Here is a 14,219-nt window from a genome sequence, read left to right on the forward strand (position 1 = left end):
TACGAGACAGTAATTCAAAAGCTAGATTTGGATGCTGGTATAATAGAACTTCTTTTTATTTTGGAAGAGAAAGCGCTTGAGGGGACGGAAGTTATCGTTGTTGGGGATAGATTAAAGGGGCAGGCAAAGGCGATAAACCAACAAAGAAATAATGGCAACATTACGAATGTAGTATCATCTGACCAAATTGGTAGATTTCCAGACGCAAATATAGGTGATGCTATGAAACGTATTCCTGGAATAACGATGCAAAATGATCAAGGTGAAGCTCGTAATATTATTATTAGGGGAATGGCTGCTGGATTAAATTCAGTTACATTGAACGGAGAGAGGATTCCGTCCGCAGAAGGGGACAATAGAAATATTCAGATGGATTTAATTCCTTCTGATATGGTTCAAACTATCGAGGTTCACAAAGCAGTATTACCTAATATGGATGCTGACGCCATTGGAGGTTCAGTCAATTTAATTACTAGAACGGCTCCAAATGCACTACGTGTGTCGGGAACATTAGGTGGAGGTGTTAATTTCTTAACCAATAAACCTATTACGAACCTATCCTTTGTTGTTGGTAACAGGGTATTTAAGGACAAATTAGGTTTTGTATTTTCTGGGTCCTACAACGATCATATTTTTGGTTCAGACAATTTTGAGGGCGTTTGGGCTCAGACGAAAAACCCTGCTTATCCTGTTGTGTTAAGTGGTTTTGATTTAAGAAAATATGATGTACAGCGTATACGTAGAAGTAGTTCATTGGCATTAGATTATCAGTTGGCCAAAGGACACACGATTTTTTTAAATGCTATGTATAATTGGAGAGACGATCGTGAGAATAGGTATCGTTTACGTGTTGATAGGTTAAATACGCCTGTTGTAGCATCTTCATTCAAAGATATTTCAAAGAATTTGTATGAAGTTCGAGGACGTGTAGGTATCCAGACAAAAGGGGGTATTGATAATGATAGAAATCAAAATACTCGTTTAGAGGACCAAAGAGTAGCTAATGTAACTTTGTCAGGTGAAGACTTTTTTGGCAAATTAAAGATGACATGGTCAGGAACGTATGCATATGCTCAGGAGGACAGACCTAATGAGCGATATATTACGCACAGAGGTAATGCCAATGTACGCGTGGATGCGCGAGATCCATTTAAGTATGTGGTAAATTTGGTTGATAAAAACAGTGCAAATTCGCTTGCACTAAATGAAATTTACGAAGCAAATAATTTTACTTCAGAGCGTGATTTGAATGCTAAAGTAGATTTTGAACTTCCATTAGCTAGTAAAGAAAACATAATAAAATTTGGTGCTAGGGTTCGTAATAAGAATAAAGAGCGAATCAATTCATATGACAGTTATTCTCCCATTGCAAATTTGGGCGCGACAGGAAATACATTTGGTCAATTACCGTCCTCAAATCAAAATGAGCGTATTTTCTTAAATGGTCCACAGTATGTACCTGGGGCATTTGTGAAAAATGAATACGTCGGTAAGTTGGATTTATATAATCCATCCCTTTTCAAAAAAACGGATGAAATTGCTGAGTATATCACTTCAAATTATGAGGCATCGGAAACTATAAGCGCGGGTTATGCCATGGCTGACGTTAAGATTTCCCCTAAATTGATGTCTACTTTAGGTGTTAGAATGGAAAATACGTCGATTAAATATAATGGGTATAGTTTTGATGAGGATGAAGAAATCGCAAGTCCGATTGCAGATGTATCTAAGTCTTATTTGAATATTTTACCGAGTGCTCATATAAAGTATGATCTATCTCAAAGCTCAATATTAAGAGCGGCTTGGACAAACACACTAGCTCGTCCCGGATATTATAGCTTAGTTCCTTTTGTAAATTATAGTCCGGACAATCAAGTTTTAAGCAGAGGTAATCCTGATCTCGAAGCCACTAAAGCGATGAATTTCGATTTGATGTTCGAAAAATATTTTGAGTCAATTGGTTTGTTTTCTGCAGGTGTATTCCAGAAAAATTTAAAGGATTTTATTTATGACAAGACAACTCTTAATGTAACAGATCCAATCTATGGTCAATTAGTAAGTGCTACAAGACCTGAAAATGGTGGAACTGCAAGTGTTAATGGGTTTGAAACTTCTTTTCAGAGACAGCTTGACTTTTTACCAGGAATTTGGAAGGGTTTGGGAGTATATGCAAACTATACGTATACAAATTCTACCACTACTGGAATTGAAGGTAGAGAAAATGATAAGCTAGCTCTTCCTGGAACGGCAAATCACATGTTTAATAGTTCGCTATCATTTGAAAATAAGAAGTTGGTTGTTCGAGTTTCACTCAATATGACAAGTGATTACATTGATTCAATTGGTGGAGATTCTTTTGGAGATATTTTTTATGATAAGCAGACATTTTTAGATGTAAACGCTTCGTATGCATTTAACAAAAATCTCCGAATTTATTTTGAAGCAAATAATCTTACTAACCAACCATTGCGATATTACCAAGGTATTAGAGAAAGAACATACCAAGAAGAAATGTATAATTCAAGAATTGGATTTGGATTAAAATATGACCTTTTTGGTAAAAAGTAACAAATAGAACTTCCTATCAAACGTTTGCTATTTATATAGCAAACGTTTTTTATTTTTACACTCGATGAATATTCGTTTTGCAATTTTGTTGTTTGCTTGCCTGCTAAATATTCACTTTAGTGTTATCTCGCAAGATAAAATCTCTAAAATTCCTATAGTAGAAGTTTTCCCTGAGTTAGTAAGTGATACGGTAAGCTTCGACACAGATGATCCTGCCATATATTATAATCGAAAAAATCCTGCCAAAAGCTTAATCATTGGTACTGATAAGGGTGGAAAGACTGGCCAAGGAGGTATTTATGTTTTTGATATTTTTGGCAAAAATATGGTTCAAAAAAATCTGCTTGGAATTAATCGACCTAACAATATTGATGTTGCTTATGGACTTATTGGCAATGGGAAAGGTAAAATTGATATTGCCGTATGCACCGAACGAAATACAAATAAAATTCGTGTCATAAAGTTGCCCGATTTGCAGTTGGTTGATGCAGGTGGTATTGAAGTTTTTGAGGGTGAAATTCAGCGTTCACCCATGGGAGTTGCATTATTTACAGATGAAAAGACTCAACAGATTTATGCAATAGTGAGTCGTAAAGATGGGCCTTTACAAGGTTATTTATTTCAGTATTTACTATATGAAGATGACAGAGGAATTGTTAGAGGTAAATTGGTCAGAAAGTTTGGTCAATATTCGGGCTTGAAGGAAATTGAATCCATTGCGGTGGATAATGAGTTAGGCTTCGTTTACTATTCTGATGAAACTGTCGGTGTTCGAAAGTATTATGCACATCCAGATAGTTCGGGTAAAGAGTTAGCCTTGTTTGCTCGAACGGGTTTCACTGAAGATCATGAAGGGATATCCATATACAAGACTTCTGCGAAGAAAGGGTATATTTTAGTTTCGGACCAACAAGCTAATCAATTTCATATTTTCAGAAGAGAGGGTGAGCTGGCAGATAAGCATAAGCATGAATTAATTAAGATTATTAAGACACAAACTAACGAAAGTGATGGCAGTGAAATAATAAGTTATAAACTTAATAAAAGGTTCAAAAATGGTCTATTTGTGGCTATGTCTAATAATAAGACATTTCAATTTTATTCTGTGAAGCATTTTTTTGATGCGAAAACATCTATTCCGTTCAAATGATACGTGTTTATAGATAGTAATTTAATTCAGTTCATTCATTTTCTGAAGGCGTGATAGCTAATTGGGAAGAATGAGTTTAATAGGCTTAATTTGTTGAGGTAATTTTTTAAATACTTTGGTTACATTTTAGGCGTATTTTAATATAGATTTCTCTCCATCTTCTACTATTATTTCGACTAAATATTTAGTTATAATTTAAAATTGGACGGAGTATGTCAATTTCAAATTCAATACGTGTAAATTCGTTGGCTTAAATAAGTGTATGTCGGGTCAATTCATTACCATTCGTTTTTTGGAGTTTAGCGGCTTTTCTGCCAAGCGTCATGCGTTTGCGGAAATGGGCCGCTCGCTCGTTTCGGGATGGTCAGCGCCTGGACTTGTCTTTTCGAAGCATTTGGGCACGGGTGCGGGAAATGGGTTTTCGATTTGGCCTAATTTCGGTTTATATGCATGGCTGGGCGTTTGGGAATCTCCTGAACAGGCCAGTGAATTTTTTCAGCATGATGCGCGTTGGTTATCTTATTCGTCCCTTTCAGATCAAATTTCGGGTTGGGATGCTATTCCATTCAAGGGGAAGGGGACTTGGAATTCCCTGCAGCCGTTTGATTTCTCAAATCAAGATGACTCTTGGGAAGGTCCTGTCGCGGTCATCACGCGCGCAAGTATTCGTTGGCATAAAGCCCTTTTATTCTGGTGGAACGTACCTTCTGCGAGTAAACATTTAGAAGGAAAACAAGGCTTAAAATATGCTAAAGGCGTAGGGGAGTTGCCTTTATTTGAGCAAGCAACGTTTTCACTTTGGGAATCTGCGTCAAACTTAGATCAGTTTGCGTATCAGAGCAAAGAACATGCCCCGATGATCAAGAAGACTCGGCAGTATGATTGGTATAGCGAGGAGATGTTTATTAGGATGAGGGTGGTAAAAGAGGTTAGAGGTAAGAAGTAAGAGGTAAAGTAAAATGTTATTCATTATAAATTAAATCTGGCTAGCATCTACATCTTGAAAATATAAATGCTAGCCAGCATAAAATGGTACATCTCACCTCTTACTTCTTACCTCTCACCTTATCTTATCGCCTCAACCCCTCTGGTCTTCGTTCTTATCCGAATCGCGTCTTGCACATCATAGATGAAGATTTTCCCATCACCCACATTGCCTTCGGAGGCATTATCCAAGATGACATCGATACACTTTTCTAAGTTTTCATCGCTCACAACACAGATAATCATCACCTTGGGTAATAAAATCATCGACTTTTCAGTGCCACGGTAAATCTCCGAATACCCTTGCTGGAGCCCAGCTCCACGAACCGGAACCACAGTCATACACGGAATATTTGCGTCAATCAAGCCCTTTTGGATGGCTTTTAATTTGGACGGCTTAACAATTGCTTCTATCTTTTTCATCGTTCTTATTCAAATGTTGTATATGCTTCTACTCCAAATTCAACGGCGTCAATTCCAGCTGATTCTGCTTTATGACTTAAACGAATTCCGATCGTTTTTTTCAATGCCATAAAGATGGCATAAGTTAAGACAAATGAGAATACGGATATAACAGATACGCCAATCAGCTGCGTGATGAATTGAGCACTTTCGCCGGTGATGAATAATCCATTCTTTTGGGAGAATAGACCCACAGCAATCGTTCCAAAGAAACCATTAACACCATGCACGGCAACGGCGCCTACCGGATCATCTACTTTCATCTTATCTATTACCACGACCGCTATATCCACAATCGTACCTGCGATTAATCCAATAATCAGTGCTGAATCAGCACTAACAACATTGCAACCTGCAGTTATAGCTACTAAACCCGCTAATACCCCATTGATAACCATCGTGATATCAACCTTCTTGTAACGTATAAATGTGTAAAGCATCGTGGCTACACCACCAGCTGCAGAGGCTAAAAATGTATTGGTAGCAACCGAACCGATTAAATCCCATTTACCTACAGCTCCTAACGTAGAGCCAGGATTAAATCCAAACCATCCAAACCATAAGATGAATGCTCCTATGGCTGATAAAGTCAAGTTATGACCTGGGATTGCATTCGCAGTTCCGTCTTCATTGTATTTTCCTAAACGAGGTCCTAATACTATGGCACCTGCTAACGCTGCAAATCCACCCATCGAGTGAATGGCAGCAGAACCCGCGAAGTCATTGAAGCCTCGTAGTGCTAACCAACCGTTTGGATTCCAAACCCAGTTGGCAGCTAAAGGATACAAAATGGCACTGAAAATAATAACATATATAGCATACGCCCACATTTTCATGCGTTCAGCCACACCACCAGAAACAATAGAAATAGCTGCTACCGCAAATCCCATTTGAATGAACCAGAAAAGAGAATTGGAAATGGTCAATCCTAATCCTAAATCCCCTTCCATTATTCCTGTGTCAAAAGCCCAGTAGCCATTTGATTTTCCGTAGGCGATTCCAAAGCCAACTAAATAGAAGGCGATACCCCCAAACATAATGTCAATGATGACTTTGGCGATAATACTTACGGCGTTTTTAGAACGGACAAATCCTGCCTCTAAAAGGGCAAAACCTCCTTCCATTTGAAAAATAAGAGCTGCACACAGGGCAACCCAAACCGTATCAATAGCGTGTGTTAATTCCACTTGCTGAGCAGCAAGGGTAGCAGATTCGTTCATGGTTTTGTTCGTATATAATGCGTATTACCTGCAAAAATAAAAAACGATTTGGAATTTATGGCAATTAGCGTCAACTTTAATTTCTTAATTAAACCTATTCAACATGCTTAAAAAATTAACTTTATTGGGGATGACTTGTATCTTATCTACAAGTCTTTTGGCCCAAAATCCAGCCATCATTCCTGCTCCCACACAAGTAACATTTAGCAAAGGGGCATATACACTTGGAAATTCCCTCGTCCTTGCTGGGCCTAAATCCCCTGAACTTGCCACCATTTATGGGCATCTAACTTCGAAGTTGACACAAGTCGCCGGTAAAAAAGTTCAATGGTTAACCGATCAAGGTTCTTCGGCTTCTATGGCCGCTATCCATTTTATACTAAATTCAAAGTCTGATCCAGCGTTAGGAAATGAGGGCTATTCATTAATATCTGATGCAAAGGGTGTTCATATTCGGGCCAATAAGCCTGTTGGTATTTTTTATGGTATTCAAACTTTGATTCAATTATTACCAAAGGAAATTGAATCGAAACAAGTTGTTGCAGGTGTTTCTTGGAAAGTTCCGTATGTGAACATCGTAGATGCGCCCCGTTTTGCTTGGCGCGGCATGATGCTAGACGTTTCCCGTCATTTCTTCACAAAAGAGGAAGTGAAGCAATTTATTAATGAAATGGTTGCTTACAAATACAATGTGTTGCATTGGCATTTAACAGACGATGAGGGCTGGCGTGTGGAGATTAAATCATTCCCTAATTTGACGAAAAAAGGGGCGTTTAATGTCAAAAAAGTAGGACACTTTACGGACTTTTCTAAACCGCTTCCCAATGAACCACGTACATACGGAGGGTTTTATACGCAAGAAGAAATTAAAGAAATTGTTAAATATGGCCAAGAGCGTTTCGTAAACATCATGCCAGAAATCGATGTTCCAGGCCACTCGATGGCAGCTGTGGCCTCATATCCAGAGTTATCTTGCACACCGGAAGCGGTTAATTACCAAGTAATTTCAGGCGAGCCTTTTATTGATTGGTCACATGGACATCCAGAGGCTTTACAAGACAATACTTTATGTCCTGCGAATGAAAAGGTGTATACGTTTTTAGACAAAGTGATGGGTGAAGTTTCGTCCTTATTCCCATTTGAGTACATCCATATGGGTGGCGATGAATGTCCCAAAAACTATTGGGATAAAAATCCGCAGATTTTAGCTATGCGTAAAGAATTGGGTTTGAAAAATTCACAAGAAGTTCAGGCTCATTTCGTTCGCCGATTAGAAAAAATCATCACTTCCAAAGGTAAGCGCATGATGGGTTGGGATGAAATTCTTGAAGGAGGTGGATTGCCAAAAAATACAGCTGTGATGTCATGGCGTGGTATGGATGGCGGAATTTTAGCGGCTAAAGATGGCCACGAAGTTATCATGACACCCAATAACCATGTGTATATCGACCTAATGCAAGGAGATAAGGCTATCGAGCCACCCGTTTACAAAACGGTACGTTTACGTGATTCCTATGCTTTTGAACCAGTTCCTGCTGGAGTTGATGCCAAATTAGTGAAAGGTGGCCAAGCGAATCTTTGGTCGGAGCAATTGTTTAATTACCGTCATTTGCAATATATGACCTACCCGCGTTCATTTGCCATAGCAGAGGCACTTTGGTCTGAACCCCAAAACCGTAATTGGGATAATTTTGTAGGACGTGTCGAGTCTCATATGGCGCGATTTGATGTAGCTCAAAAGAAATACGCGCCTAGTATGTATGAACCTATTATTCAGGTAAGTCGGAATGCATTGGGTGAATTGACGGTATTGCCAACGACCGAAATTAGTGGCTTAACCATTCATTATAGCTTCGATCATTCCTATCCAGATCAGTTTTATCCAGCGGCAAATGGAGCAGTCGTTGTTCCTAAAGACGCTACCGTGATGAAAATTGTTACCTATCGAGGTAATAAAGCTATGGGTAGGACGATGGATTTAACTGTTGACGATATCGTTAAACGCGCGAAATAATGATCAAATACCTATTCCTTTTTATTGCTTTTACGTTTGTAGCAAACGGGCAATTTGAGAAAAATAGTTATATGGTTGCAGATGGTAAAGTTTTGCCGTATCAAATCCTGTATCCTAAAGATTACAAACCAGGTAAAAAATACCCTTTATTAGTGGTTTTACATGGCGCAGGTGAACGCGGGGATGATAATGAGGCACAAATGAAATACGGTAAAAATGTATTTTTGGATTCACTCAACCGAATTAATTTCCCTGCCATCGTTATTTTTCCACAATGCCCGAAGGATTCGTATTGGTCTTCCGTTCAAATTAATCGGTCAACTACCCCAACTACATTCGTTTTTGATTATACAGCGCCAATTAATTGGCCTTTACAAGCGGTCATTGATTTGGTTAAATCAATTAAGCATGACAAAAATCGTACCTACATCATGGGTTTATCCATGGGAGGTATGGGTACGATGGAGGCAATTTCGCGCAATCCGAAGATGTTTGCTGCTGCTTCACCCATCTGTGGAGGAGCTGATTTAACTTATGTAGCTAAATATGCTAAAAAAGTGCCCTTGTGGGTCCATCATGGAGATGTGGATATCGTGGTTCCTGTACGTCATTCACGGGAATTGGTTCAAGCTGTCAAAGATCAAGGGGTCGAAGTTCGGTATACGGAGTATCCCAAAGTCAATCATAATTCATGGGATAATGCATTCAAGCAACCCGATTTATTAAGTTGGATTTTCAGCCATCGTAAATGATTTTAAATCTTTTATTTTTTCTCTTTTCGTTTTTGCCAACCGGGGTCCCCAATATTTCGGGGGCCTCGACTGCTTCTACCACTAATTATTTAGCAGTCAAAAAAGGATATGTGATGTCGTATAATGGGGTAGAGGGTCGGGCCAATTGGGTTGGTTGGACACTTCGATCTTCAGACATAGGACCCGTGGATCGATCGAACCGGTTTAGAGAGGATTCTGATTTGCCGCGTGGATTTAAGCGCGTAGATGATGATGACTACCGTGAGTCAGGTTATGATCGCGGGCATTTGTGTAATTCAGAAGATCGTACTTCCTTTGACGTATTAAATGAGGAAACATTCTTGATGTCTAATATGCTTCCTCAGACACCTGAATTGAATCGTGGACCGTTCAAATTTCTTGAAGCTTATTGCCGCAAATTAGTCTTGAAAAAAGGTCAATCTTTATTGATTTATTCAGGCGGAATCGGAGCAAAAGGCAGGCTCGCCTCGGGTGTTCCTATTCCCATGTATGTTTGGAAAGCTGTTTATAGCCCCACAGAGGTATTTTATGTGCTGTTTCCGAACGAGCGTACCCTCTCAAAAAACTGGAATCAATATCGCGTAAGTAAAGATCGCATTGAAAAAATGACGGGATTTCAGTTTCCATAAAGCATACTTCTTGCTTGAGCTTTGGCAAAGCTTTAAGCTTTGCCAAAGCTAAGGGGAAGTCATGGTATTTATATCAGCAAAACTGATAAAAGAAAAAGCCCGGTCTCCCGGGCTTTCTTTTATTTCAACATGTATTCGGCTAGTTTTTTAGCCGCCAAGAAATTCTCATATTCCAGCGGCGTTCTCCGGTTATTCGTATACTCATTATACAACCACGGATCTCCTAAGGCAAATACTTTCCCTTTGCCTACTTGAGCGACGGCCATGACCGAATAGCCTTGAAGTGAGGCTATTGACTTAGCAGTTCCCGATAATTTTAGGGTAGTGATTTCCTTGATATACACCTTTTTGATCGGGTCGAATACGATATTACCCGGTTCGATGAACACTGTTCCTTGATCCCAATTTCGTCCTTGAACAAAATTTAAGTTGGGCGCTACAAACTCAATTCCAAAACGGCGCGCCAAAATATTGAATTGAGGTATTTCGCAATTCGTTGTATCATTAGCCAATAAAATTAAATTTCCACCTGCTTTGACCCAAGCCTCAATTTCATCTGCAGCTTTGGCATTCATGTAATTCGGTTTCGCTGTTTCTTTAGGGGAATCTGGATCTACGATTATGTACACAGATGCGCCTTTCAAGTTTTCACGGGTAGGTGAAACACCCAACGAATCTAAAGAGGCACCCAACTGCTCAAATTGAATTCCCCATAAATGAAAACCTGAATCTTTGCGATCCTCCCACGTATAGTGAAACCGTTGGCCATTTTTAGTCTCATGATTAAAGAAATAATCTAAAACTACTTTCTTGCCCTTACCCACACCCAGTTCTTTGGCAATTTCAATTTCTAATGATGCGAGGATGAAAGGCCCAACTCCCTTTAGGTCATCCTGTTTCAAAGGCTCACTTAAATAATATGCATACGATCCATCTCGGTACGGTACGCCACCTAAACCGCCAACGCTTACCGTTTTCTCCAAATGGATATATCCATTAGCATCTGTTGATATAAAGTTTTTCAATGCGCCTGCATAAGCTTTTTGAGCTGCTTTAAGATAGGTTGCTGGTAAATAACCTTTGCGTGATCCTTTAGCAAAAGCATAAATAAACATATTCGCGGCAGAAGCTTCCAAATAGTTTCCTTCTCTACCCGGGAAATTAGGTACTTGATACCAAAGACCAGAAGTAGGATCTTGAATTTTAAGCAAAGCGGCAGATAAATCTTGCAATTGCTTGATTAAAATCTTGCGCCCTGGGTGATTAATCGGCATGTAATCCAACACCTCTACTAAGGCCATTTCATACCATCCCATCGATCTTCCCCAAAAATTAGGCGAATGCCCCGTTTTTTTATCGGCCCAAGGTTGGACGCGCGCTTGGTCATAGGCATGAATTAAAAGTCCCGTTTTAGCATCCAATGCACCTTTATACATCAATTCAAATTGCTTGATAATGTCCGCCCAGTTATCTTCTCCTGTTATGGTGCCATATTCTGCATAGAATGGCTCCAACATATACAGACCATCTAGCCACATCTGATTTGGATAACGTTGCTTGTGCCAAAAGCCGTCATCTGAATCGCGTGGCTGCGCTGTTATTTGGGCACGTAGCTTGTCGGCCGCTTTTTTATAACGGACATCCCCTAATTCTTGATATAAATACAGCAGCATGCGCCCTGTCGTAATATTGTCCGAATTAAATTCATTGAAATGATAGGTGCGAATGTTTCCTTGCTCATCAACAAAGCTGTCGATGTTCTTCTTGATGTAGTTGAAATATTTGGCGTCTCCTGTGCGCTGGTACATTTTTTCCAAAGCTTTCAACAAAAGTCCTTGCTCGTAATCCCATCCGGCAGGTTTACCCAATTTGACGGTAATCGAATCGGGATGGGTATGCATGATGCTGGCCGACATTCTTTCCGAATAGTTTTGGCCATGTAAAACAAATCCCCCTATCAGCAGGAGGATTGAGAAAATTGATTTTTTCATATTAACGTAAGTCAGAAATTTCAGCAAAATCCATATCGGTGTAATCTTTATTTTCACCCGCCATTCCCCAAATAAACGAATAGTTTTTGGTACCTGCTCCGCTGTGAATCGACCAAGGAGGAGAAATAATCGCTTGGTGATTATGTACCCACATGTGTTTTGTTTCCGTGGTTTCACCCATCAAATGTAAAACGGCATGTCCAGGAGTTACATCAAAATATAAATAGGCTTCCATCCGACGGTCATGTACGTGGGCCGGCATTGTATTCCAAATGGATCCCGGTTCCAGAATGGTAAGGCCCATCACTAGTTGGCAGGATTGAATGCCTTGATTGTGAATGTATTTGTAGATTGTTCGGTGGTTAGATGTTTCTAAACTTCCTAAAACAACAGTTTGAACTTGCTCTCTGTCTAATTTGGCACATGGGAAAACAGCATGAGCCGGTGCAGATAAAATGTAAAATTGAGCCGGATTTTCTTTCGATTCAGAACGGAAACTAACTTCTTTGGTTCCGCGCGCAACATAAACTGCACCTAACTTGTCGATGGAGAAATCTACGCCATCGCCGGTTACTGTACCTTTTCCACCTACATTAATAACACCTAATTCGCGCCGCTCTAAAAAATACTCCGCGCGAAGCTTTTCTGGATTAGGTAAATGCAAGGTTTGTGCTACCGGCATGGCTCCGCCAATAATCATGCGGTCGTAAATTGTATACGTAAGATTAATGTGATCGGCGGAAAATACATGCTCAATCAAAAAGTTATCCCGTAATTCTTGATTTGTAAAAGTTGATACTTCTTTTCTACTCACCTCAAATCTGTAATCCATGATGATGTTAGTTTTTTATTTCAAAGCTAAATTACGTTCTTTTCTACTGTATCTTTAGGACTTATTCTGTCAAAATGTTTCAGGAAGATTTAAATCAAAACATTCATCTGCTCGGTTTTAGGCGTGTCGGATTTACATTGGATCACTGGATTCATGCGGATTTAGGAATTGAAATCTTTGCGAATTATGTTGGGATGGACGCACGTTTACCTACGAAAAATCATTCCGGAACCATAGAAATTTGGGAGGATATTTGGGTGGCCCGGTATTCACAAGTGATGCAATTTTTGACCGGATTAACCAAGCCATTAAAATCCGTTTTTGCTCGAGATACTTGCATCGTACCTATTTCTGCTGAGGCTGCGCGCAATTTTTTGGATGCCAATCACCTCATGGGATTTTCTAAAGGAGCACTTTATGTAGGTTGTGTAGTGCCACCTCACCGACAATTTCGCGGGATTCGTAGTGAATTTTCCTGGGAGGGAAATCCATTAGTCGCGGTGGCAGTTTTTGGGAAACCTATCGTCATGAAGGAAGCAGGCATGGAAGGAAAGTTGTCAGGTGAGTTAATAAAATTAGCCACGCTTCCATCCATTCGTTTAGTTGGTGGTATCACTAAATTTTTGGATGCTTATCGTGCGATTCATCCCGTACAAAATGTCATGACGTATATTGATTTGGATTGGAATTCGGGAAAGGGGTTTTTGAGCCTCGGATTTAAAGTGGTGGAACAAACGCCTCCTTTGTTATTCAAATTAGTAGAAGGTAAACGTGTTTCTGCTTCTGTGGATGCAGAAGTTTGGACGAAAGGGAATTTAAAATTGAGATATTATTATGCCAACTAGCCTATTGGTTTTATTGGGGCCAACCGCGAGTGGTAAAACGGCACTGGCAGTTGACCTAGCTAGACGCTTAAATGGTGAAATAATCTCAGCTGATTCGCGGCAGATATATAAAGGCCTGGATATTGGTACAGGGAAAGATCTACTTGAGTACGGTGATGTACCTTATCATCTGATTGATAATCATGTGTTGGGTGATCATTATTCTGTTGCACATTTTCAGAAAGAGGCCATCGATGCGATAAAAGAGGTACTCAGACGTGGAAAACAGCCTATTTTGTGCGGTGGGACGGGTTTGTATATCGAGGCTTTGTTGGCCAATTATTCATTTTCTCATCTACCTAATTTTTTAGATAAGCAAATTGCGCTTGATTTGACTTATCGTGTTTTTGGTTTGAATCCGGAAGTAAGCCTTCGTCGCGCGCGAATTTCTGCTCGATTCCAAGCTCGGCTAGCAGCGGGTTTAATTGAGGAAGTGGAAGGATTATTAGCTCAAGGCGCAGCGGAAGCAGATTTTATTCGTTTGGGATTGGAGTATAAATGGATTGTTCAGTATTTACGTGGGGAAATATCGCGTGAACGTTTTGAGGAGGGATTAGAGGTGGCCATTCATCAGTTTGCAAAGCGACAGATGACCTATTTTCGTAAGATGGAAAAGGCAGGTATTTTAATTTCGTGGATTCCTGATACGCTAGCTTTTCAAGCTAAAAGCGATTTTGTCTTAAAAAATATCTAAAATTATCAGTTCACATAT

12 protein-coding genes are annotated in these 14,219 nt (G+C 39.7%); 8 read left to right on the top strand and 4 right to left on the bottom strand.

Going from position 1 to position 14,219, the window contains the following annotated elements:
- From AC1W6K_RS03320 to AC1W6K_RS03330, 3 genes are all read left to right on the top strand, one after another.
- Nucleotides 1–2,568 (top strand): TonB-dependent receptor (locus tag AC1W6K_RS03320; RefSeq protein WP_481946432.1); only part of this gene is annotated, 2,568 nt, incomplete at its 5' end.
- 64 nt (nt 2,569–2,632) lie between these two features.
- Nucleotides 2,633–3,718, top strand: coding sequence for a phytase (locus tag AC1W6K_RS03325; RefSeq protein ID WP_481946433.1), 1,086 nt, complete (start codon nt 2,633–2,635; stop codon nt 3,716–3,718).
- A 262-nt stretch (nt 3,719–3,980) separates the two neighbouring features.
- Nucleotides 3,981–4,664: a spheroidene monooxygenase gene (locus AC1W6K_RS03330; RefSeq protein WP_481720947.1), complete on the top strand. Its 684-nt coding sequence runs from the start codon at nt 3,981–3,983 to the stop codon at nt 4,662–4,664.
- A gap of 119 nt (nt 4,665–4,783) precedes the next feature.
- On the opposite strand, the gene AC1W6K_RS03335 is transcribed toward AC1W6K_RS03330, so the two are convergent.
- Entirely contained in the window at nt 4,784–5,125 is a 342-nt protein-coding gene (locus tag AC1W6K_RS03335; protein WP_377982844.1) for a P-II family nitrogen regulator, read from the bottom strand.
- Between the two features lie 5 nt (nt 5,126–5,130).
- On the bottom strand, nt 5,131–6,384 hold the full coding sequence (locus AC1W6K_RS03340; RefSeq protein ID WP_481946434.1) for an ammonium transporter: 1,254 nt from the start codon (nt 6,382–6,384) through the stop codon (nt 5,131–5,133).
- Nucleotides 6,385–6,487: 103 nt separating this feature from the next.
- Between AC1W6K_RS03340 and AC1W6K_RS03345 the strand changes: the two genes are divergently transcribed.
- From AC1W6K_RS03345 to AC1W6K_RS03355, 3 genes are read left to right on the top strand one after another with little or no spacing between them, the layout of a single operon-like run.
- Nucleotides 6,488–8,398: a beta-N-acetylhexosaminidase gene (locus tag AC1W6K_RS03345; protein ID WP_481946435.1), complete on the top strand. Its 1,911-nt coding sequence runs from the start codon at nt 6,488–6,490 to the stop codon at nt 8,396–8,398.
- Nucleotides 8,398–9,150: a carboxylesterase family protein gene (locus AC1W6K_RS03350; RefSeq protein WP_481720941.1), complete on the top strand. Its 753-nt coding sequence runs from the start codon at nt 8,398–8,400 to the stop codon at nt 9,148–9,150. The genes AC1W6K_RS03345 and AC1W6K_RS03350 overlap by 1 nt, the downstream gene beginning before the upstream one ends.
- Complete coding sequence (locus tag AC1W6K_RS03355) at nt 9,147–9,800, top strand: DNA/RNA non-specific endonuclease (RefSeq protein WP_481946436.1); 654 nt, start codon at nt 9,147–9,149, stop codon at nt 9,798–9,800. Before AC1W6K_RS03350 ends, AC1W6K_RS03355 begins: the two co-directional genes overlap by 4 nt.
- 119 nt (nt 9,801–9,919) lie before the next feature.
- Here AC1W6K_RS03355 and AC1W6K_RS03360 read toward each other — a convergent pair whose 3' ends face one another.
- Nucleotides 9,920–11,791 (bottom strand): glycoside hydrolase family 88 protein, encoded by a 1,872-nt coding sequence (locus AC1W6K_RS03360; protein ID WP_481946437.1) that lies wholly within the window; start codon nt 11,789–11,791, stop codon nt 9,920–9,922.
- A 1-nt stretch (nt 11,792) separates the two neighbouring features.
- Nucleotides 11,793–12,623 (bottom strand): 5-dehydro-4-deoxy-D-glucuronate isomerase, encoded by an 831-nt coding sequence (gene kduI, locus AC1W6K_RS03365; protein WP_481946438.1) that lies wholly within the window; start codon nt 12,621–12,623, stop codon nt 11,793–11,795.
- Nucleotides 12,624–12,697: 74 nt separating this feature from the next.
- On the opposite strand from kduI, the gene AC1W6K_RS03370 reads away from it, so the two are divergent.
- Together AC1W6K_RS03370 and AC1W6K_RS03375 are read left to right on the top strand one after the other, a co-directional pair.
- A complete protein-coding gene (locus tag AC1W6K_RS03370) occupies nt 12,698–13,468 on the top strand; it encodes a hypothetical protein (protein ID WP_481946439.1) in 771 nt (256 codons plus the stop codon).
- Nucleotides 13,458–14,201 carry a tRNA (adenosine(37)-N6)-dimethylallyltransferase gene (locus tag AC1W6K_RS03375; protein ID WP_481946440.1) on the top strand — a complete coding sequence of 248 codons (744 nt, stop codon included), beginning with the start codon at nt 13,458–13,460 and terminating at the stop codon, nt 14,199–14,201. The genes AC1W6K_RS03370 and AC1W6K_RS03375 overlap by 11 nt, the downstream gene beginning before the upstream one ends.
- Nucleotides 14,202–14,219: the final 18 nt, after the last annotated feature.

Source organism: Aquirufa sp. (genome assembly GCF_964796385.1).

What these genes read in the sequence shown, in the direction of transcription:
- AC1W6K_RS03370 (WP_481946439.1), top strand. Translation starts at nt 12,698, where the DNA reads ATGTTTCAGGAAGATTTAAATCAAAACATTCATCTGCTCGGTTTTAGG.
- AC1W6K_RS03360 (WP_481946437.1), bottom strand. Translation starts at nt 11,791, where the DNA reads ATGAAAAAATCAATTTTCTCAATCCTCCTGCTGATAGGGGGATTTGTT.
- kduI (WP_481946438.1), bottom strand. Translation starts at nt 12,623, where the DNA reads ATGGATTACAGATTTGAGGTGAGTAGAAAAGAAGTATCAACTTTTACA.
- AC1W6K_RS03350 (WP_481720941.1), top strand. Translation starts at nt 8,398, where the DNA reads ATGATCAAATACCTATTCCTTTTTATTGCTTTTACGTTTGTAGCAAAC.
- AC1W6K_RS03330 (WP_481720947.1), top strand. Translation starts at nt 3,981, where the DNA reads ATGTCGGGTCAATTCATTACCATTCGTTTTTTGGAGTTTAGCGGCTTT.
- AC1W6K_RS03340 (WP_481946434.1), bottom strand. Translation starts at nt 6,384, where the DNA reads ATGAACGAATCTGCTACCCTTGCTGCTCAGCAAGTGGAATTAACACAC.
- AC1W6K_RS03345 (WP_481946435.1), top strand. Translation starts at nt 6,488, where the DNA reads ATGCTTAAAAAATTAACTTTATTGGGGATGACTTGTATCTTATCTACA.
- AC1W6K_RS03335 (WP_377982844.1), bottom strand. Translation starts at nt 5,125, where the DNA reads ATGAAAAAGATAGAAGCAATTGTTAAGCCGTCCAAATTAAAAGCCATC.
- AC1W6K_RS03355 (WP_481946436.1), top strand. Translation starts at nt 9,147, where the DNA reads ATGATTTTAAATCTTTTATTTTTTCTCTTTTCGTTTTTGCCAACCGGG.
- AC1W6K_RS03375 (WP_481946440.1), top strand. Translation starts at nt 13,458, where the DNA reads ATGCCAACTAGCCTATTGGTTTTATTGGGGCCAACCGCGAGTGGTAAA.
- AC1W6K_RS03325 (WP_481946433.1), top strand. Translation starts at nt 2,633, where the DNA reads ATGAATATTCGTTTTGCAATTTTGTTGTTTGCTTGCCTGCTAAATATT.